Origin of the sequence: Plantactinospora siamensis (genome assembly GCF_042434095.1) — a bacterium.
Classification (GTDB): Bacteria; Actinomycetota; Actinomycetes; order Mycobacteriales; family Micromonosporaceae; genus KBS50.
Window position 1 is genome coordinate 870,161 of the sequence record NZ_JBHLUE010000004.1, and the last position, 19,717, is coordinate 889,877.

Annotated in this window: 14 protein-coding genes and 3 pseudogenes; 5 read left to right on the forward strand and 12 right to left on the reverse strand. The window is 73.7% G+C overall.

Annotated features, from left to right (window positions below):
* Positions 1 to 6: 6 nt before the first annotated feature.
* The 9 genes and pseudogenes from efeO to ACFFHU_RS08920 all read right to left on the reverse strand — a co-directional run bounded on the left by efeO (position 7) and on the right by ACFFHU_RS08920 (position 10,740).
* A complete protein-coding gene (gene efeO, locus ACFFHU_RS08880) occupies positions 7 to 1,146 on the reverse strand; it encodes an iron uptake system protein EfeO (RefSeq protein WP_377337222.1) in 1,140 nt (379 codons plus the stop codon).
* An 18-nt stretch (positions 1,147 to 1,164) separates the two neighbouring features.
* Positions 1,165 to 2,133: an iron uptake transporter permease EfeU gene (efeU, locus tag ACFFHU_RS08885; RefSeq protein ID WP_377337223.1), complete on the reverse strand. Its 969-nt coding sequence runs from the start codon at positions 2,131 to 2,133 to the stop codon at positions 1,165 to 1,167.
* Between the two features lie 225 nt (positions 2,134 to 2,358).
* Positions 2,359 to 3,858, reverse strand: coding sequence for an adenosylhomocysteinase (gene ahcY / locus ACFFHU_RS08890; protein ID WP_377337224.1), 1,500 nt, complete (start codon positions 3,856 to 3,858; stop codon positions 2,359 to 2,361).
* Positions 3,859 to 4,148: 290 nt separating this feature from the next.
* A complete protein-coding gene (gene manA / locus ACFFHU_RS08895) occupies positions 4,149 to 5,306 on the reverse strand; it encodes a mannose-6-phosphate isomerase, class I (protein ID WP_377337225.1) in 1,158 nt (385 codons plus the stop codon).
* Between the two features lie 223 nt (positions 5,307 to 5,529).
* Positions 5,530 to 6,457: pseudogene (locus ACFFHU_RS08900) on the reverse strand (cation diffusion facilitator family transporter); the annotation flags it as partial.
* Between the two features lie 28 nt (positions 6,458 to 6,485).
* Positions 6,486 to 7,679 carry an SIS domain-containing protein gene (locus ACFFHU_RS08905; protein WP_377337288.1) on the reverse strand — a complete coding sequence of 398 codons (1,194 nt, stop codon included), beginning with the start codon at positions 7,677 to 7,679 and terminating at the stop codon, positions 6,486 to 6,488.
* Between the two features lie 107 nt (positions 7,680 to 7,786).
* A pseudogene (locus tag ACFFHU_RS08910) lies at positions 7,787 to 7,960 on the reverse strand (Trm112 family protein); the annotation flags it as partial.
* A 150-nt stretch (positions 7,961 to 8,110) separates the two neighbouring features.
* Positions 8,111 to 9,511, reverse strand: coding sequence for a phosphomannomutase/phosphoglucomutase (locus ACFFHU_RS08915; protein WP_377337226.1), 1,401 nt, complete (start codon positions 9,509 to 9,511; stop codon positions 8,111 to 8,113).
* Positions 9,512 to 9,612: 101 nt separating this feature from the next.
* On the reverse strand, positions 9,613 to 10,740 hold the full coding sequence (locus ACFFHU_RS08920) for a hypothetical protein (protein ID WP_377337227.1): 1,128 nt from the start codon (positions 10,738 to 10,740) through the stop codon (positions 9,613 to 9,615).
* Between the two features lie 168 nt (positions 10,741 to 10,908).
* Here ACFFHU_RS08920 and ACFFHU_RS08925 point away from each other — a divergent pair.
* The 4 genes and pseudogenes from ACFFHU_RS08925 to ACFFHU_RS08940 form a co-directional block, all read left to right on the forward strand.
* Positions 10,909 to 12,180, forward strand: a pseudogene (locus tag ACFFHU_RS08925) (GAF domain-containing protein); the annotation flags it as partial.
* Positions 12,181 to 12,350: 170 nt separating this feature from the next.
* Positions 12,351 to 13,856, forward strand: coding sequence for an aldehyde dehydrogenase (gene adh, locus ACFFHU_RS08930; RefSeq protein WP_377337228.1), 1,506 nt, complete (start codon positions 12,351 to 12,353; stop codon positions 13,854 to 13,856).
* Entirely contained in the window at positions 13,856 to 14,218 is a 363-nt protein-coding gene (locus tag ACFFHU_RS08935) for a DUF779 domain-containing protein (protein WP_377337229.1), read from the forward strand. Before adh ends, ACFFHU_RS08935 begins: the two co-directional genes overlap by 1 nt.
* A 195-nt stretch (positions 14,219 to 14,413) precedes the next feature.
* Positions 14,414 to 15,262 carry a type IV toxin-antitoxin system AbiEi family antitoxin gene (locus ACFFHU_RS08940; RefSeq protein ID WP_377337230.1) on the forward strand — a complete coding sequence of 283 codons (849 nt, stop codon included), beginning with the start codon at positions 14,414 to 14,416 and terminating at the stop codon, positions 15,260 to 15,262.
* Between the two features lie 147 nt (positions 15,263 to 15,409).
* On the opposite strand, the gene ACFFHU_RS08945 is transcribed toward ACFFHU_RS08940, so the two are convergent.
* Complete coding sequence (locus tag ACFFHU_RS08945) at positions 15,410 to 15,778, reverse strand: DUF3499 domain-containing protein (RefSeq protein WP_377337231.1); 369 nt, start codon at positions 15,776 to 15,778, stop codon at positions 15,410 to 15,412.
* Positions 15,779 to 16,050: 272 nt separating this feature from the next.
* Between ACFFHU_RS08945 and ACFFHU_RS08950 the strand changes: the two genes are divergently transcribed.
* Positions 16,051 to 16,500 carry a metallopeptidase family protein gene (locus tag ACFFHU_RS08950; protein ID WP_377337232.1) on the forward strand — a complete coding sequence of 150 codons (450 nt, stop codon included), beginning with the start codon at positions 16,051 to 16,053 and terminating at the stop codon, positions 16,498 to 16,500.
* A 60-nt stretch (positions 16,501 to 16,560) separates the two neighbouring features.
* Here ACFFHU_RS08950 and ACFFHU_RS08955 read toward each other — a convergent pair whose 3' ends face one another.
* Together ACFFHU_RS08955 and ACFFHU_RS08960 are read right to left on the reverse strand one after the other, a co-directional pair.
* On the reverse strand, positions 16,561 to 16,818 hold the full coding sequence (locus ACFFHU_RS08955) for a WhiB family transcriptional regulator (protein WP_192765159.1): 258 nt from the start codon (positions 16,816 to 16,818) through the stop codon (positions 16,561 to 16,563).
* A gap of 302 nt (positions 16,819 to 17,120) precedes the next feature.
* A complete protein-coding gene (locus tag ACFFHU_RS08960) occupies positions 17,121 to 19,688 on the reverse strand; it encodes a bifunctional FO biosynthesis protein CofGH (RefSeq protein WP_377337233.1) in 2,568 nt (855 codons plus the stop codon).
* Between the last annotated feature and the right edge of the window lie 29 nt (positions 19,689 to 19,717).

Genomic DNA, 19,717 nt, shown 5'->3' on the forward strand with positions numbered 1-19,717 from the left:
GGCCCGCTACTTTCCGGCCACCGCGCCGGCGATCCGGCTGATCGGCTCGGCCAGCGCGTTCACCGCGTCGGAGAGATCCTTGAGCTCGGCCTGGGACAGCTTGTTCTGCGGCTGCCAGCCGTCGCCCACGCGGTGCTTGTCGAGCGCCGCGGCCACGTTCGCGAACTCCTGGTCCAGCGTCTTCACCAGCTCCGGAGCGCGCCGTTCCAGGGCGGGCCGGAGCGCCGCGACGGCCGCCTTGGACCCCTCGACGTTGGCGTGGAAGTCCCACAGGTCGGTGTGCGAGTAGCGCTCCTCCTCACCGGTGATCTTGCTGCTGGCCACCTCGTCGAGCAGCTCCTTGGCGCCGTTGGCCAGCTGCAGCGGGGTGAGCTTCTCGGCGTTGGCCCGGGCCACGATCTCCTTGACGTCCGCGAGCAGCCGGTCGGCGATCGGGCCGGCCTTGCTGATGTCCCCGGTGGTCCACAGGTCCTTCTCCAGCCGGTGGAAGCCGGTGAACTCCATCCCCTCATCCACCACGTCGGCCCGACCGTCGATCTTCGGGTCGAGGTCGCCGAAGACCTCCGCCACCGGCTCGATCCGCTCCCAGTAGGTGCGGGCCACCGGGTAGAGCGCCTTGGCCTTTGCCGCGTCGCCGGCCTTGACGGCGGCCACGAACTCGGCGGTCTTGTCGAGCAGGGCGGCCGTCTGGCTGCGCACGTACCGCTGGTAGTCCGCCGCGGCCCCGGCCAGCGCGGCGTCCGCCGCAACCGGCGCGGCCGAGCCGGTCACCGTGAAGGCCGCCCGGATGCCGTCGCCGGCCATCCCCGGCTTGCAGGCCGTCTGGTACGTCCCGGACGACAGCTCGACCTTGAGCTCGCGGCTCAGGCCCGGTGCCACGTTCTCCACCTCGCCCATCACCCGGTCGCCGGCGCCGTAGAGATAGAACTCGGTGACCTTGCCGCCGGAGTTGCGCACCGTGAAGGTGTGGGTGCCGGCCGGCACTTCGGTGCGGGACACCTCGCAGGCGGTGTCGCTGGCCTTGACCGTGATCGCGCTGCCCGACGACGAGCCGGCCTGCTCCGGCTTGTCGTCGGCGCAGCCGGTCAGGCCGGCCGCGGCCAGGGCGCCGGCCACGCCGAGCACGGTGATTCTCAGAGTACGCATCGAGTGGCTCCCGGGAGATCAGACGTTCTGCGGCGCGGAGGCCGGACGGTCGGTGGACGCGCTGTCGGTGGCCGGGCTGTCCGTCGCCGGACTCCCGGCGGCCGGGCTGTCGGTCGCCGGACTCCCGGCGGCCGGGCTGTCGGTCGCCGGACTCCCGGTGGCCGGGACGGTGGCGGCGGGCTGCGGCCGGCTGGGCCGGAGGAACAGGATCAGCACCGGGATCCCGTACGCGATCCAGGCGATCACCTCGAGCACGGTGGGCGCCGGCGTGATGTTGAACATCCCGGACAGCAGCGCCGCGTACCACGAGCTCGGGTCGAGCCAGGAGGAGGCGTCGTACGCCAGGTCGCGCAGCCCGGGCAGCACCCCGGCCTCCTGGAAGTCGTGCACGCCGTACTTGAAGATGCCCGCGGCCACCAGGATGAGCAGCGCCCCGGTCCAGGTGAAGAACGTGCTCAGGTTGATCCGCACGGCGCTGGCGTAGAGCAGCACGCCGAGCACCACGGCGGTCAGGATGCCGCCGACGAGGGCGAGCAGCGGGCCGAGGTCGCCGCCCACGGTCTGGGCGGCGGAGAAGAAGATCAGCGCGGTCTCCAGCCCCTCCCGGACGACCGCCAGGAAGGCCATGCCGAGCACGGCCCAGCCGCCGAGGGCGAGCGCGTCGGTCAGCCTGCCCCGCAGCTCCCCGGCGATCGAGCGGGCCGCCCGGCGCATCCAGAAGATCATCCAGGTGACGAACGCCACGGCCAGCACCGAGGTGACGGCGTCGAACAGCTCCCGCTGGGCCGAGGTCTGCAGCAGCGTGGTGCTGGTGTACGTCAGCAGCGCGCCGAACAGCACGGACAGCGCCACGGCCAGCCCCACCCCCAGCCAGACCTGCGGCAGCCGCTCCCGGCGCCGGGACTTGACCAGGAAGGCCACGAGAATGCTGACCACGAGCGTGGCCTCGAGGCCCTCGCGCAGGCCGATCAGGTAGGTGGCGAACATCCGCACTCCGCAGCTAAGTAGGTAAGGCATCCCTTAGTTAGGGCAGCCTACCTTCTGCCCGGCCCCGGCGCGCAAGCCCCCTCCCCCAGGAAAGGAAGGGCCCCCTGTTATCGCTTTTTGTATAGGAAGGGGCCCTTCCTAACGGGTGAGGCGGGCCGGGCCGGCGGATGAAAACGGGGGCCGGCTGGACGTCCAGCCGGCCCCCGTCACCCGGGTGTACGCGGATCAGTAGCGGTAGTGCTCCGACTTGTACGGGCCCTCCACCGGCACGCCCAGGTAGCCGGCCTGCTCCTTGGTGAGCTCGGTCAGCCGAGCGCCCAGCGCCCCCAGGTGCAGCCGGGCCACCTTCTCGTCCAGGTGCTTGGGCAGCACGTGCACGCCGAGCGGGTACTGGTCGCCCTTGGTGAACAGCTCGATCTGCGCGATCGTCTGGTTGGCAAAGGAGTTCGACATCACGAAGCTCGGGTGCCCGGTGGCGTTGCCGAGGTTCAGCAGCCGCCCCTCGGACAGCACGATGATGGCGTGGCCGTCCTCGAAGCGCCACAGGTCGACCTGCGGCTTGATGTTCTCCCGGGTCACGTCCGACCGCTTGGCCAGCCCGGCCATGTCGATCTCGTTGTCGAAGTGGCCGATGTTGCCGACGATCGCCTGGTGCTTCATCCGGGCCATGTGCTCGTTGGTGATCACGTTGAAGCAGCCGGTCGCCGTGACGAAGATGTCGGCCCGCTCCACCACGTCGTCCAGGGTGGCCACCTGGTAGCCGTCCATGGCCGCCTGCAGCGCGCAGATCGGGTCGACCTCGGTGACCACGACCCGGGCGCCCTGGCCGCGCAGCGACTCGGCGCAGCCCTTGCCCACGTCGCCGTAGCCCATGACGACCGCCATCTTGCCGCCGATCAGCACGTCGGTGGCCCGGTTGATGCCGTCGATGAGCGAGTGCCGGCAGCCGTACTTGTTGTCGAACTTGCTCTTCGTGACCGAGTCGTTGACGTTGATGGCCGGGAAGAGCAGGGTGCCGTCCCGCTGCATCTCGTACAGCCGGTGCACGCCCGTGGTGGTCTCCTCGGTGACCCCGCGGATGCCCGCGGCGATCCGGGTCCACCGCTGGTTGTCCTCGCCGATCGAGCGGTGCAGCACCTCGAGGATGACCGCGTACTCCTCGGAGTCGGCGCTCTCCACGGCCGGCACGGCGCCGGCCTTCTCGAACTGGGCGCCCTTGTGCACCAGCAGCGTGGCGTCGCCGCCGTCGTCCAGGATCATGTTGGGGCCGTCCCCGTCCGGCCAGGTCAGCACCTGCTCGGTGCACCACCAGTATTCCGGCAGCGACTCGCCCTTCCAGGCGTACACGGGAACGCCGGCCGGGGCCTCCGGGGTCCCCTCCGGGCCGACCACGATGGCCGCGGCCGCGTGGTCCTGGGTGGAGAAGATGTTGCAGGACGCCCACCGGACCTGCGCGCCGAGCGCCACCAGCGTCTCGATCAGCACGGCGGTCTGGATCGTCATGTGCAGCGAGCCGGTGATCCGGGCGCCGCGCAGCGGCTGCTGCTCGGCGAACTCCCGGCGGATGGCCATGAGGCCGGGCATCTCGTGCTCGGCGAGCTGGATCTCCTTGCGTCCGAACGCGGCGAGCGACAGATCCGCCACCTTGAAGTCGCCTTCGGCCACGGTGCTGGGCCGGGCGTTGGTCGGCGCGCCGCCGGACGGCGCCGGGAGGGTGCTGGTCATCGAAGCTCCTGTCGAACGGGTCTCGTTGCGCGACCCTCCACCTTACGCGCCGGCCTCGAGGGTCTCTGGAAAGGCTCGCCCGCGGCGACCGGCGCGGTCCTCAGGCCCATCATCCAGCACACGTAGCGCGCGGGGCGGCGAGCCGTGGGCATACTTTCCGCCCACCACGTCGCCGCCCCGCGCATCCCCCCGGTTTGGTCTCCCGCCGGCGAGCGGTCTGGCTGCTCACCTTGCGTACTCTCATAGTTACCCTGCGTATCCGGACTGTCAAGCGGAACCGGGAAACCGGCTCAGCGGCCCACGGTGGCCAGGTACGCCTCGCCGGTGCCGGCCAGCTCCACCGGCCCGGCGCCGGCCCGGCTCAGCACGCCGGTGCCGCAGGGCACCGGCACCGCGCCGTCATCGTCGCCGGCCGTGAGCGTGCCGGCCGTGCTGAGCACCACCCGGGGACCGGCGGGCGCCAGCCGGACCGGCGCGGCGCCGTCCAGCCGGATCCGGTACAGCGCGAAGTCGTCCACCGGCACCGGCCAGGTCACCACGCCGGGCTGCACCGGCACGGCCCGCAGCACCGGGTCGGCCAGCACCTCGAAGCGCAGCACCCGGAGCAGCTCGTCCACGTCCACCCGCTTGGGCGTGAAGCCACCGCGCAGCACGTTGTCGCTGGCGGCCATGATCTCCACCCCGCAGCCCCGCAGGTACGCGTGCAGGTTGCCGGCCGGCATCCAGATGGCCTCGCCGGGCGCGAGCGACACGTGGTTGAGCAGCAGCGCCAGCAGCACGCCCGGGTCGCCCGGGTAGTCGGCCGCCAGCCGGGGCACCAGGTCGGCCCGGCCCTGCGCCGCGCCGGCGGCCTTGACCGCGGCGTCCACCAGGTCGGCCCGCCCGTCCGCCGGCCAGGTGAGCAGCAGCCGGACCGCATCCGCCAGGCCGGCCACCCCTCTGCGCAGCGCCGTCACCACCGGCGCCAGCTCGGCCAGGCCCAACCCGGCCAGCGCCTCGGCCGAGACCGCCGGGTCCCGGAACCCGCAGAGCGCCTCGAATGGCTGGAGCGCCACCAGCATCTCCGGCTTGTGGTACGGGTCCACGTAGTTGTGATGCGCGCCGGCCACCTCCTCGGCGTCGTACCCGGCGCGGGCCTGCTCGGGGTCGGGATGTGCCTGCAACGACAGCGGCTTCTCGGGCGCCAGCACCTTGAGCAGGAACGGCAGCCGCGGGCCGAACCGCGCCAGCACGTCGGCCCCGAGCCAGTGCTCCGATTCGGCCGCGAGCAGGTCCGGCAGCGGCACCGGCCCGCCGGGACGGTCCACCGCGGCCGGGGCGCCCGGGTGCGCGCCGAGCCACAGCTCGGCCTCGGGGCCGGGGCTGGGCGCCGGCCGGCACTGCAGCTCCGCCAGCACCGTGCGGGAACCCCAGGCGTAGTCCCGGATCGGTCCGTGCAACGACTCCACGATCAGCCTCCGGGCCGGTCCGCGGCCGGCTCGACCCCGCCGGACGCCGGGTCGGCGGCATCGACCGTCCGGTCGGCCTCGACCGCCGGGCGCGCGGCACCGGCCGACCGGTCCGACCTGGCGGCAGCCGGGTCCGCGGCGCCGGATGCCGGGTCCGAGGCGCCGGCCGCCGGCTCGGCGGGCGCGCCCGCCCGGTCCGACCCGGCCGCCCGGTCCCGCTCGGCCGCGCGCGCCGCCTGGGCGCTGTAGATGTCCGGCTCGAGGTAGATGACCCGGGCGATCGGTACGGCCGACCGGATCCGCGCCTCCACGGCGTCGATCCCGCGCGCCACGTCGCCGGCCAGCTCGCACGGCTGCACCGCGATCTTCGCGGCCACGAGCAGCTCCTCCGGGCCCAGGTGCAGCGTCTTCATGTGGATGATCCGCTCGACCTCGGGGCCGTCCACGATCGCCGACTCGATCCGCTGGATGTCGCGGGCCGACGCGGCCTCACCGAGCAGCAGGCTCTTGGTCTCGATGGCGAGCGTGACGGCGATGGCCACGAGCAGTACGCCGATCATGGCCGTGCCCAGCGCGTCCCACCGACCGTTGCCGGTGGCCAGCGTCATGCCGACGCCGAAGAGCGCGAACACCAGGCCGACCAGCGCGCCCGAGTCCTCCAGCAGCACGACCGGCAGCTCCGGCGCCTTGGCCCGGCGGATGAACCGGGCCCAGGACACCTTGCCGCGAATCTGGTTCGACTCCTTGATGGCGGTGCGGAACGAGTAGCCCTCCATGATGATCGCGGCCACCAGCACGAGCACCGGAACCCACTTCCAGCTGTGGATCGGCTCGGGGTGGGCGAACTTGTGCCAGGCCTCGTAGAGCGCGAAGAGGCCGCCCAGGCTGAACAGGATGATCGAGACGATGAACGCGTAGATGTAGCGCTCCCGCCCGTACCCGAACGGGTGCGCCGGGGTGGCGGCGCGCCGGGACCGGCGGTTGCCGATCAGCAGCAGCGCCTGGTTGCCCGAGTCGGCCACCGAGTGCAGCGACTCGGCGAGCATCGACGACGAACCGGTGAGCAGCCACGCGACGAACTTCGTCAGGGCGATGCCCAGGTTCGCGGCGAGGGCCGCGATGATGGCCCGGGTGCCACCCTCGGCGCTCATCGTCGGGCTCCCGGGGAATTGGGCGGGGTCACTGGTTCGACAGCTCCTTCATCTCGGTGATGGCGGGTACCGCCATCGGGTCCAGGCGGTGTGCCAGGGCCAGATAGACCGACGCGAAGTCCGGCACCGCGATCAGCGAGGCCAACCGCTCCAACGCCGAACCGCCCTCGGCCGTCACGACGTCGCAGCGCACCCCGCGCCGCTCGGCCAGGGTCTGTACGGCGTCGGCGCGCCGCTCCTCCACGGCGAGCGGCTCGGCGGTGTCCTCGCCGGCGTTCAACCCGCCGTCGCGCAGCAGCACCAGGCGCAGCCGGGTGCCCTCGGCCTCCTCCTCGGGGTCGGCGAAGATGTCCCGGGACGCCTCGCCGAGGCCGCCGAACACGCCGTCGAGCAGGCCCACCCGGCCCCGGCCGGCCTCGCCGAGGGCCCCGGCCACCACCGGATAGCGGGCGTTCGCCGAGAGCGTGTCGCCGAACCGCCGGGCCGCGACCGTGGCCAGCGGCGAGGAGCCCCAGACGATCGGGATGGAGCCGGCCAGGCCGAGCGCCAGCGACTTGGCGGGGTTGACGAAGGACTCGGCCGACGGCCGGCAGCGGTCGGCGTCCGCGTCGAGCCGGGCCGCCGTCTCGGCCAGGTCCGCCTCGTTGACGTTCACCAGGCCGAGCGCCCGGGCCGCCAGCAGCACCGGCACGGTCAGCGCCCAGAGGCTCGCCCGGGCCGGCGCCCGGCGCGGCACCGGGATGAACGGCGCGCGTACCCGGTCGGCCACCGACTGCAGCTCCGAGTCGGGCGCGCCGATCGCGACCAGCCGGGCGCCGCGGCGCGCCGCCGCGTCCGCCGCCCCGAGCGCCTCCGGGCTGCGCCCCGAGGCGCTCACCGCGATCACCACGTCGGCCGCGCCCACCCAGCCCGGCACGCCGGTGCCGCCGTGCGGGATCACCGGCACCGGACAGCGCGGGCCGGCGACCGTGGCCAGCACGTCACCGGTACGACCGGCCGTGCCCACCCCGGCGATCACCACGGCCCGGGGCCGGCCCTCCTCACCTAGGTCGGTCAGGTTCGCCTCGGCGGTCAGCGCGGCCGACTCCCGCACCTGCGCGCCGGCCGAGGCGGTGTGCCGGAGCATCCCGTTCGGGTCGAACTCGCTCAGCGCGTCGACGTTGTCCAGCAGCGCCTCGTCGGCCGCTCGCTGCCCGCTCACCCCGGCGGTGCCGTCCATCAGGCTCGTCCTCCAGCCGAAGTCGACATCTACCGGCTCGCCCCCGCGCCCCCGGCGGAGCCCGGCCCGTCCGCGGCGGACCCCGGCCCGTCCGCGGCGGAGCCGGCGGCGGCCGGTCCACCCCTGGCCTCGTCCAGCAGCAGCACCGGCACGTCGTCCCGGACCTCGAAGATCCGGCCGCACTCGGTGCAGGTCAGCGTCTGAGCGGCCGCATCATAGTCAAGCGGGGCGTGGTGCGTGTCCGGGCAGGCGAGAATCTCCAGCAGCTGCGGGTCGAGGGCCACGGCGGGCTCCTTCCACGATCGTCGGCGGCGGGACGGTCGGCAGTGTCCCCCGGCGCAGAGGATCCTAATCGCGCCGGAACCGATCGACCCGGCCGCCGGCTCCCGGCCACCCGCCGCTCCCGTCGACCGCCGCCTCCCGGCGGCCGCCGGTCAGGCCCGGACCAGGGCCAACACCTCGTCCCGCAGCGCGGCCATCCGCTCGGCCGTCGGGGCCTCCACGTTCAGCCGCAGCAGCGGCTCGGTGTTGGACGGCCGCAGGTTGATCCAGGCGCCGTCGGCGAACCGCAGCGTCAGCCCGTCCAGCTCGTCGACCTCGGCGTCCGGGTATGCCGCGCGCACCTGCGCGGTGCGACCCGCCTGATCGGCCACGGTGGAGTTGATCTCACCCGAGGCGACGTACCGCTCGAACTCCCCGGCCAGCTCGGACAGCGGCCGGTCCTGACCGCCCAGCGCCGCGAGCACGTGCATGGCGGCCAGCATGCCGGTGTCGGCGAACCAGAAGTCCCGGAAGTAGTAGTGCGCCGAGTGCTCGCCGCCGAAGATCGCGTTGGTCCGGGCCATGTCGGCCTTGATGAACGAGTGCCCGACCCGGCTGCGCACCGGCTCGCCGCCGGCCTCCCGGACGATCTCGGGGACGGCGCTGGAGGTGATCAGGTTGTGGATCACCGTGCCGCCCGGATGCTTGGCCAGCTCGCGGCTGGCCACCAGCGCGGTGATGGCCGAGGGCGACACCGGCTCCCCCCGCTCGTCCACCACGAAGCACCGGTCGGCATCGCCGTCGAAGGCCAGCCCCAGGTCGGCGCCGTGTTCGCGGACGGCTGCCTGCAGGTCGACGAGGTTGGCCGGGTCCAGCGGGTTGGCCTCGTGGTTGGGGAACGAGCCGTCCAGCTCGAAATACAGCGGGACGATCGTCAGCGGCAGGGCCGGCAGCGCCGCGTCGCCGAGCACCGCGGGCACGGTGTAGCCACCCATCCCGTTGCCGGCGTCCACCACCACCTTCAGCGGCCGGATCCGGGACAGGTCGACCAGGCCGCGCAGGTGGGCGGCGTACTCCGGCAGCAGGTCCCGGCGCTCCTCGCTCGCGGCCGGCGCGTCGCCCGCGGCGCCGCCCGGCCGGCCCGGCTCGGCCTTGTCGAGCAGCGCCTGGGCCCGGTCCCGGATCTCGGCCAGGCCGCTCTGCTGGCCGATCGGCCGGGCGCCGGCCCGGCACATCTTGATGCCGTTGTACCGCGCCGGATTGTGACTGGCCGTGAACATCGCGCCGGGCAGGCCGAGGATGCCGGAGGCGAAGTAGAGCATGTCGGTGGAGCCGAGGCCCGTGGAGAGCACCGAGAGTCCCTCGGCGCGTACCCCGGCCGAGAACGCGGCGGCCAGACCGGGCGAGGAGTCCCGCATGTCGTGAGCGATGACGACGGTGTCCGGCGCGTCGGTGGAGCCGGCCAGCACCTGCGCGAAGGCGGCGCCGAGCGCCTCGGCCGCCCGCTCGTCCCACTGGTCCGGGACGACCCCCCGTACGTCGTAGGCCTTCACGATCTGGGACAGATCAGACAACGGTCTCGCTCCCCTTCGACACGGCGGTCAATCGCCTGAGCGTAACCGAGCGCGATCTCCCGCCCCGCGGCAACCGGCCGGCGGCAACCGGCCCGCGGCACTCAGTCCTGTTCGGGCAGCCGAGGCATGATCATCGTCGCCTCACCGGATCCGGGCGGGACCGGGCCGCCCGGCTCGGGCGGGACCGGGCCGGGTCGCCCGGGCGGGACCGGGCCGGGTCGCCCGGGCGGGACCGGGCCGGGTCGCCCGGGCGGGACCGGGCCGTGCTGCCGCGGCAGCACGCCGGTGGGCGCGCTGTCCGCGGGGGCCGACCAGCCGGGTCGCGGGGGCGGCGCCGGCCAGGCCGGGGCCGCGGGCGGCGGGCTACCGGGCCGGTCCGGGCCCGCCCACGCCGGCGCGCCACCGTACGTTCCGGACGGGTAGCCGCCGCCCGCGGCCGTGACCGGGGCGGGCTCGTCGGCCCCGGCCCGGTTGCGCCGCAGCAGCACCACCAGCAGGGCGACCCCGACCCCCACCATGCCGATGCCCAGCACCATGACCAGGCCGCCCAGGCCCAGCCCGCCGCCGGGGGCCGCGGCGGCCGGCGCCGTCGATGGTCCGGCGGGCGCCGCCGCGACCGCCTGCTGGTCGCTGGCCGCGACCGTCGGCTCCGGGCTCGGCGTGGCGCTGGCACGGCTTGGCCTCGGCGTGGGGCTCGCGGTGGCCCGAGCCGTTCCCACCACCCGGCTGGCATGCTCGGCCTGGCCCAGCACCTCGCCGGCCGCCGTGATCACCTGGCCCGCCAGGACCGCCGTACCGGCCGGCGCGTCGGCCAGGAAGGTGAGCCGGTAGCGGACCGTCACGCTCTTCTTGTTGCACAGCACCGGGTCGGTCGGGGCCACGGCCGCGGTGGCCACGGTTCCGCCGCCGCCGGAGACCGCGAGGGGCCGCCACTGGCCGTCCCGGGCCACCTCCGCCCGGACCTGGCTGGCCGCCAGGCCGCTCAACCGGATGGCCAGCTGGGAGCGGACGATCGCGCACCCCTTGCTGCGCTTCGCCGCCCCGACGTTCACCGCGCCGGGCGAACCGCCGGCCTCGAAGCTGCTCGGTGCCCGCACCGCGACCTTGTCGCGGCCCGCGTCGGGCGCGGCGGCCACGGGCGCGGCGGCGAGCGCGACGACTCCCGCGGCCGCGGCGCCCGCAAGCAGCGCGGCGGCCGTCCGCCGGCCGGCGTCGAGTCGTCGGTCCATGATCCACCTCACCTTGCGGGAACAAGACTGCCGGGCAGCGTAACCCGTCGCGGTCCCCCGGCACGGCAGCAGCGTGGCCCGGGGGTGCGGCCGGTCACTGAGCCACCGCTCGGCGCCCGCCTGGCGGGTGGGCGTGATCCGGGTCACGATGGGCGGAGGAGGTCGCCGATGGCTGATCCGTGGCTCGCCCTGGAAGTAGGCGCCGATCCGGCCGAGCGGATGGCGCAGATCGGCGCGGCGCACGAGGCGTTCCTCACCGGCGGCGCCCGCCGCCGGGCGGTGCGCGACGTGGTCGCGGCGTCCTGGCGCCGCTCGGCGGGCGCCCGGTTGGATCCGGAGGGCACGCCGCCGATCGAGCTGGTCGACGACACGCTGGAGACCTACCGGTCCGGCCACCCGCTGGCCCGGGTCCTGCCGCTGTTCCGGGACCTGCTGGGGGGCATCGCCCAGGACGGCGCGCACCTGATGGCGGTCTGCGACGCGTACGGGCGGCTGCTCTGGGTCGAGGGGCACCCCGGGGTGCTGCGCCGGGCCGAGCGGATGAACTTCGTCGCCGGCGCGCGGTGGGACGAGACCCACGCCGGCACCAACGCCCCGGGCACCGCGTTGGCCGTCGACCACGACGTGCAGATCTTCGCCACCGAACACTTCAGCCGGCACGTGCAGCGCTGGACCTGCGCGGCCGCGCCGATCCACGAGCCGGGCACCGGACGCCTGCTGGGCGCCGTCGACATCACCGGCGGCGACCACCTGGCCACCCCGCAGAGCCTCGCGCTGGTCCGTGCCACCGCCCGGGCGGCCGAGGCGTACCTGGCCCGGGCCGTCGAGCCGGAGGCGGTGACGATCACCGCGCTCGGCCGGGACGAGGCGGAGCTGCGCGCCGGCGGGCGCCGGCTCCGGCTGGGCCGCCGGCACAGCGAGCTGCTGGTGCTGCTCGCGGACCACCCGGAGGGACGCACCGGCGAGCAGCTCGGCCTCGACCTGTACGGCGACGACCGGCTGCGCCCGGTGACGCTGCGGGCCGAGCTGTCCCGACTGCGGCGCATCCTCGGCGAGCGGCTGCTCGACTCCCGCCCCTACCGGCTGCGCGTCCCGGTCCGCACGGACTTCCGGACCGTCACCGAACGGCTGGACCGGGGCGACCCGGCCGGCGCGCTGGAGGCGTACCGGGGATCCCTGCTGCCCGCCTCCGACGCGCCGGGCGTGGCGCGACTGCGCCGGCTGATCGACGGCGACCTGCGGGCGGCCGTGCTGGCCAGCGCGGACCCCGCGCTGCTCGCGGCCTGGACCGGCACGCCGGCCGGCGCCGACGACCTGGTGGCCTGGGAGGCGCTGGCCGCCGGCCTACCGCCGGGCGCGCCCCGCCGGCCACTCGCGGTCGCCCGGGCCCGCGAGCTGGCTTTGGAGTACGGCGTGGCCGCGCCCGCCGCGGCCCGGCGCGGAGCCGCCGCCCCCGCCGCGGCCCGGCGCGGAGCCGCCACGCCCGCCGCGGCCCGGCGCGGGGAGGCCAAGCCCGGTGCGGCCGGGCCCCGGTCCGCCGGGCGCGCAACGTTGCTGCAACCCCCCGGAAACTAGCCTCGCCGCCGTCACCTGCAACGGCGGAGGTCCCCATGACGCGGTACGACGCACCCGACACCTACCAGTCCCGCTACGACCACTGGATCGGCGGCGAGTACGTCGCCCCGGCGCGCGGACAGTACTTCGAGAACCCCACCCCGATCACCGGCCAGCCGTTCACCGAGATCGCCCGCGGCACGGCCGACGACGTCGAGCGGGCGCTGGACGCGGCGCACGGCGCGGCCGACGCGTGGGGCCGCACCCCGGTGGCCGAACGGGCCATGATCCTCAACCGGATCGCCGACCGGATGGAGGAAAACCTCGAGTCCCTGGCCGTGGCCGAGACCTGGGAGAACGGCAAGCCCGTCCGGGAGACGCTGGCCGCCGACATCCCGCTCGCCATCGACCACTTCCGGTACTTCGCGGGCGTGATCCGGGCCCAGGAGGGCTCGCTCGGCGAGATCGACGACGACACGGTGGCGTACCACTTCCACGAGCCGCTCGGGGTGGTCGGCCAGATCATCCCGTGGAACTTCCCGATCCTCATGGCGACCTGGAAGCTGGCGCCGGCGCTCGCGGCCGGCAACGCGGTCGTGCTCAAGCCGGCCGAGCAGACCCCGGCGTCCATCCACTACTGGCTGTCGCTGGTGGCCGACCTGCTGCCGCCGGGCGTGGTCAACGTGGTGAACGGGTTCGGGGTCGAGGCCGGCAAGCCCCTGGCGTCCTCGCCGCGGGTGGCCAAGGTGGCGTTCACCGGCGAGACCACCACCGGGCGGCTGATCATGCAGTACGCCAGCGAGAACATCAAGCCGGTCACCCTCGAACTCGGCGGCAAGAGCCCGAACATCTTCTTCGACGACGTGAGCGCGGCCCGGGACGACTTCCACGACAAGGCGCTGGAGGGCTTCACCATGTTCGCCCTCAACCAGGGCGAGGTGTGCACCTGCCCATCCCGGGCGCTGATCCAGCAGGGACACTACGCGGACTTCCTGGCCGCGGCCGTGGAGCGCACCCGGGCCATCGTGGCCGGGCACCCGCTGGACACCGACACCATGGTGGGCGCGCAGGCGTCCAACGACCAGCTCGAGAAGATCCTGTCCTACCTGGACATCGGTCGGCAGGAGGGCGCGCGCGTCCTGGTCGGCGGTTCCCGCGCGGACCTCGGCGGCGACCTGTCCGGGGGCTACTACGTGGAGCCGACCATCTTCGAGGGCGACAACTCGATGCGGATCTTCCAGGAGGAGATCTTCGGGCCGGTGGTCTCGGTGACCTCGTTCGCCGACCTGGCCGACGCCGTGAAGATCGCCAACGACACGCTGTACGGGCTGGGCGCCGGCGTGTGGACCCGGGACATGAACACGGCGTACCGGGCCGGACGGGCCATTCAGGCCGGTCGGGTGTGGACGAACTGCTACCACGCGTACCCGGCGCACGCGGCCTTCGGCGGCTACAAGCAGTCCGGCGTGGGCCGGGAGAACCACAAGATGATGCTGGAGCACTACCAGCAGACCAAGAACCTGCTGGTCAGCTACTCGCCCAAGAAGCTCGGGCTGTTCTGATGCGGCCCTCGCCGGTGAGCGTCACCCCCGCAGCGGCCGACCTGCTCCGGTCGCTGCGGGAGGCGCACGGGCCGCTGATGTTCCACCAGTCCGGCGGCTGCTGCGACGGCAGCGCGCCGATGTGCTTCCCGGCGGGCGAGTTTCGCACCGGCGCCTCAGACGTGCTGCTCGCCGCGCTGGCCATCGAGGGCGTGCCCGAGCCGGTCGAGTTCTGGATGTCGGCGTCCCAGTGGGAGCGCTGGCAGCACACGACGCTCACGGTCGACGTGGTCCCCGGCCGCGGCAGCGGCTTCTCCCTGGAGGCCCCCGAGGGCGTCCGCTTCCTCATCCGCTCCCACCTCTCCCCGCCCCCCGCCCCGTAACCCCCCTCGCCCCCACCCCCTCGCGATCTTGCACTTTTGGTTGGCGACTTGCCTAGATTGCTCACTTTTGTCCCCACAGATAGTGCAAGATCGCGGCGGAGAGGCGGGGGGCGGGGTTATCCACAGGGGTGGAGTTGTCCACAGGGGAGCTGGTCGGGGCTTTCGGTGCGCTGGGACCGTCAGCAGCCTGTATGCGTGGCGGAGCGACTGTGGCGCGGCGGCGATCTGGTCAGGACGATGGGCTGGCAGGGGGTGCGGACCCGGGTCGACCGGCGCGAACTCATCAGGGCCCGTCGCGGCGTGTACGCCGATCGCGAGCTGGATGAGGAGGGCAACCTGCGGGCTTTGTTCCTGCGGCTCCCGCCGCAGGCCATCCTGACGAGGCAGAGCGCCGCGCGGCGGTACGGCGTGGACGTCCACCAGGACGGCAACGTGCACATCCAGCTCCCACCCGGGGTTGCCCGACCGCGCCTCCCGGGCCTGGTCGTGCATCACGCCGCGCTTGCGGTGCGCGAGCCTGTCATTGTCGGTGGAATCCCGTGCGTGCCCGCGGCCCGGTGCGCCGTCGACCTGGCCAGGGTCTCCTCTCGGATGAACGCGCTACCCGTTCTTGACGCCATGCTTCGGCTCGGCGTGATCGATCACGACGGCCTCTGTACGGAACTCGCGCAGCACCGAGCGCTGAAGGGCATCCGGCAGGCCCGCGAGCTGGTACGGCTCTCCGATGGCAGGGCAGAGTGCCGGCAGGAAAGCCAGCTCAGGTTGACCCTGGTGGATGGCCGGCTGCCGCCCCCGGAACCGCAGGTTTGGGTGTACGACGCTGACGGCATTGCCAGGTATCGCCTCGATCTCGGCTACCGGAAGCGGCGGGTGGGCGTCGAGTACGACGGTAGCTCCCATCTCGACCGGGACCGCCTGAGATGGGATCGGGAACGGACAAACTGGCTGGATGCCCACGGCTGGACGATGCGTTACTTCACGGACCGGGACCTCTACCGCCGCCCCGCCTACATCATCGCAACGGTCCGCGCCGCCCTCACCTGACCCCAACCCCACCCCACCCCACCCGCCCCCCACCCGACCCCCCGACACGGCGATCTTGCACTTTTGGTGCGGACAAAAGCAGCATTCTCCGCGAGTCGCCAACCAAAAGTGCAAGATCGCGAGAGAAGGGGTCGGGGAGGGAGGGATTCAGCGGTTGGGGGGGATTACGCGGAGGTGGCCGCGGCGGCCGGTGGGGTGGTCGCCGTTGATCTCGGCCTCCAGCTCGGCCGGGCGGGGTGGGGCCGGGCGGGCCGCCTCGCGTACCGCCTCGGCCAGCGCCACCAGGTCGTCGGTGGTGGGTGGCGGCGGCTCGAACTCACCCTCGTGCCGGACCACCTCCCAGCCCCGGGGCGCGGTCAGGCTGCGGGCATGCTGCTCACAGAGGTCGTAGGTGTGCGGCTCGGCGAATGCGGCCAGCGGCCCCACCACGGCGGTCGACTCGTTGTAGATATAGGTCAACGTGGCGACGGCCTGTCTCGGGCAGCCGTTGCGGGAGCAACGCCGTGGTGACCTCACGGCCGCACGGTATCTCCATTACCCGGTCCGCCGCACCGGATGCGGATCCGACACGCCGGCCTTGGAGATCACAGTTCGGGCATGCCGCAGAGACCCGGCGGGCGTGCCGGCGGAGATCGCAGTTCGGGCATGCGGCCAATCCGGCGGCACGCCCCGGGGCGCGGCTCACCCGACCGGCATTACCCTTGCCCCACCGGCCCCGCACGGCTCGCCGCCCGACCGACGCGGGCCCTGCCGGGATCACTCCGGCTCAGCACCATGGGGGGTTGCAGATGACCAGTCCGGACAACCGCCGGCCGGGCACCGGGCGACGGCCGAAGCGGGACCGGCGCGGCCGCGGCCTGCGCGGCCGCCTCGTACCGGCCACGGTGCCGCTGGCCCGCACCAAGGCGGAGATCTTCGATGATCTCGTGCTGGACACCGTGGAGACCCTGGAGCGGCGGTTCGCCAAGGAACTCACCGGCGTCGAGTTCGCGGTCGAGGACGTCCCCCCGGAACTGAACGTGTACGACTCGGACGTCCTGGAGGACGGCGAGGTCCCGCTGGCCCGACTGCTGCCTGGGCGCCCGGGCCGGCAGGAGATGCCGCCCCGGATCGTGCTGTACCGCCGGCCGCTCGAGTTCCGCGCCATGGACAACGAGGACCTCGCCGACCTGGTCCACGACGTGATCATCGAGCAGGTGGCGAACCTGCTGGGCGTGGACCCCGACGAACTGGCCTGAGCCGGCGGCGGCCCCCACCGCCACCGAACTCCGACCACCGACGTTTCGGTCCCGCTCCGGTCAGGCCACCCGCCGCTTCAGCTTGCGCCGCTCGCGTTCGGACAGGCCTCCCCAGATGCCGAAACGTTCGTCGTGCCCGAGCGCGTACTCCAGGCACTCGGTCTTGACCTCACAGCGCGAGCAGATCCGCTTCGCCTCGCGGGTCGAACCGCCCTTCTCGGGAAAAAACGCCTCCGGGTCGGTCTGCGAGCACAGTGCCCGCTCCTGCCACTCCGGTGCGTTCCCGAGCAGGTCGGCCACCTCGAGTCGGCCGTCCATCCAACTGCCTCCTTTTCGTGCAACGGCAGCGCCGCTGCAACCCCCCACGCGGAAGGCGTGTTTTGTCCGTCGGATGCCGGTTCGATGCGCTCCGTACGAACGACCCCTCCGGAATTACACGCGTGTTGTACGTGCGTCGTCAAGCGGAACCTGGTAGGTGCAAACGCCGGTCCGGACCGCCGTACGGCCGCTTCCGACCCGGACACCCTGGCCTATCGGTCGAGGGCCGCCGCGAGTAACGCCCGAGACGGAAACTCGACGGAATTTCGGCGTGGCGCCCGGCGTGTCGATGCCGGTCCACGTCACCCGATGTGCCCGTACACCGTGGACCGTCGCCGGGCCGGCCGCCCGGCGGCGGCGGCGATCGCCACCAACTGCTCCTCGCTGCGCGCCGATCCGTGCTCGGCGCCGGCCATCCGGGAGATGGTCTCCTCCATCAGCGTCCCGCCCAGGTCGTTGGCCCCGCCGCGCAGCACGGCGGCGGTCCCGGCGTCGCCGAGCTTGACCCAGGAACACTGGATGTTCGGGATCCGCCCGTGCAGCAGCAGCCGGGCCATCGCGTGCACCACCCGGTTCTCCCGCCAGGTGGGCCCCGGCCGGGCGATCCCGGCCAGGTAGATCGGGGCGTTGGTGTGCACGAACGGCAATCCGACGAACTCGGTGAAGCCGCCGGTCGCGTCCTGCACCCCGGCCAGCACCCGGAAGTGCGCCAGCCACTGCCCGGGATGGTCGACATGCCCGTACATCATGGTGGAGCTGGACCGGATGCCCAGCTCGTGGGCCGTGGTCACCACCTCGACCCAGGCGGCGGCCGGCAGCTTGCCCTTGGTGAGCACCCACCGCACGTCGTCGTCCAGGATCTCCGCGGCGGTCCCGGGGATGGTGTCCAGCCCGGCCTCGCGGAGCCGGACCAGCCACTCCCGGATCGACACCCCTGCCTTGGCCGCGGCCGTGACGATCTCCATGGGCGAGAACGCGTGCACGTGCAGGCCCGGCACCCGGTCCTTGATCGCCCGGACCAGGTCGACGTACGTGCCGACCGGCAGCTTGGGGTCGATGCCGCCCTGCAGGCACACCTCGGTGGCGCCGGCCCGCCACGCCTGCTCGGCCCGGTCGGCCACCTGCGCCACCGACAGCCGGTACGCGTCGGTGTCCCGCTCCCGCTGCGCGAAGGCGCAGAACCGGCACCCCACATAGCAGACGTTCGAGAAGTTGATGTTGCGGTTCGCCACGTACGTGACGTCGTCGCCCACGGCGTCCCGGCGGACGTCGTCGGCGATCCGGCACAGCTCCTCCAGCGCCGGCCCGTCCGCCCCGAACAGCGCGAGCGCCGCGTCGGTGTGCCGCGGCGCCAGCAGCGCCGCCGGGTCGGCGGCGGCCAGCCGCAGCGCCGCGCGCAACCCGGCGTCCGCGCCGGCCACCGAGCCACCGGTCCGCGCCGGCGCGTCGTCCGGCTCCTCCCCGGTACGCGCCGCGGCGACCGCGCCGGCGGCCTCGGACACCCGGCCGGCCACCTCCGCCCAGTCCCCGTACACGCTGTCGAAGTCCCCGCGCCGGTCCCCCGACCGGCCGACGGTGTCGATCGTGGCGTGCAGGTCGGTGCGGCCGGTGGACTCGATGCCCTCCTCCGGCTCCTGCCAGGGCCGGCCGACCGGCACGGCGCCCTCGACCGCCAGCCCGGTCTGCGGATCGGCCAGCGCCCGAACGTGCGGCTCGACCCGGGGATCGAGCCAGCCCTCGGCGCGCAGCACGTACTCCGGATAGATGGTGAGGCGTTCCCGCAGGGTGAAGCCTGCGGCCGCCGACCGGGCGGCCAGCCGGTCGAGCTGGGGCCAGGGCCGCTCCGGGTTCACGTGGTCGGGAGTGACCGGCGAGACGCCGCCCCAGTCGTCGATGCCGGCCCGCAGCAGCAGATCGTACTCGTCGTCGATCAGGTTGGGCGGCGCCTGCACCCGGGCCCGGGGACCGAGCAGGATCCGCGTCACCGCCACGGTGGCGGCCAGGTCGTGCAGCTCGGCGTCGGGCATGCCCCGCATGGCGGTGTCGGGTTTGGCCCGGAAGTTCTGCACGATCACCTCCTGGACGTGCCCGTACTCCCGCTGCGCCCGGCGGATCTCGAAGATGGTGTCGGCGCGTTCGGCGAGCGTCTCCCCGATCCCGATCAGCAGGCCGGTGGTGAATGGCACGCCGACCCGACCGGCGTCGGCCAGCACCCGGAGCCGGACGGCCGGCTCCTTGTCCGGCGAGCCGTGGTGCGGGCCGCCGGGCTCGGACCACAGCCGGGTGGCCGTGGTCTCCAGCATCATGCCCATGCTCGGCGCCACCGGCTTGAGGCGCTGCAGCTCGGCCCAGGACAGCACCCCCGGGTTCAGGTGGGGCAGCAGCCCGGTCTCCTCCAGCACGGCGACCGCGCAGGCCCGCAGGTAGTCGAGCGTCGAGTCGTAGCCGCGCTCGTCCAGCCAGCGGCGGGCGGCCGGCCAACGCGCCTCGGGCCGGTCGCCGAGGGTGAACAGCGCCTCCTTGCAACCCTGGGCCGCGCCGGCCCGGGCGATGGCCAGCACCTCGTCCCGGTCCAGGTACGGCGCCGGGAGCCGGTGCGGCACGGTGGCGAAGGTGCAGTAGTGGCACCGGTCCCGGCACAGCCGGGTGAGCGGCACGAACACCTTGCGGGAGTACGTGACCACACCCGGTCGCCCCGCGTCGCGCAGCCCGGCGTCGCGGATGGCCCCGGCGACGCCGAGAAGCTCGTCCAGCGCCGAGCCGCGGGCGGCGAGCAGGACGGCCGCCTCGTCCACGTCGAGGGAGCGCCCGTCGGCGGCCCGCCGCAGCGCCCGCCGGAGGCCCGCCGCCGGTGCATGTGAATCGGCCATCCGCAGAGCTTAGGGGCCTTTTGCCCGCA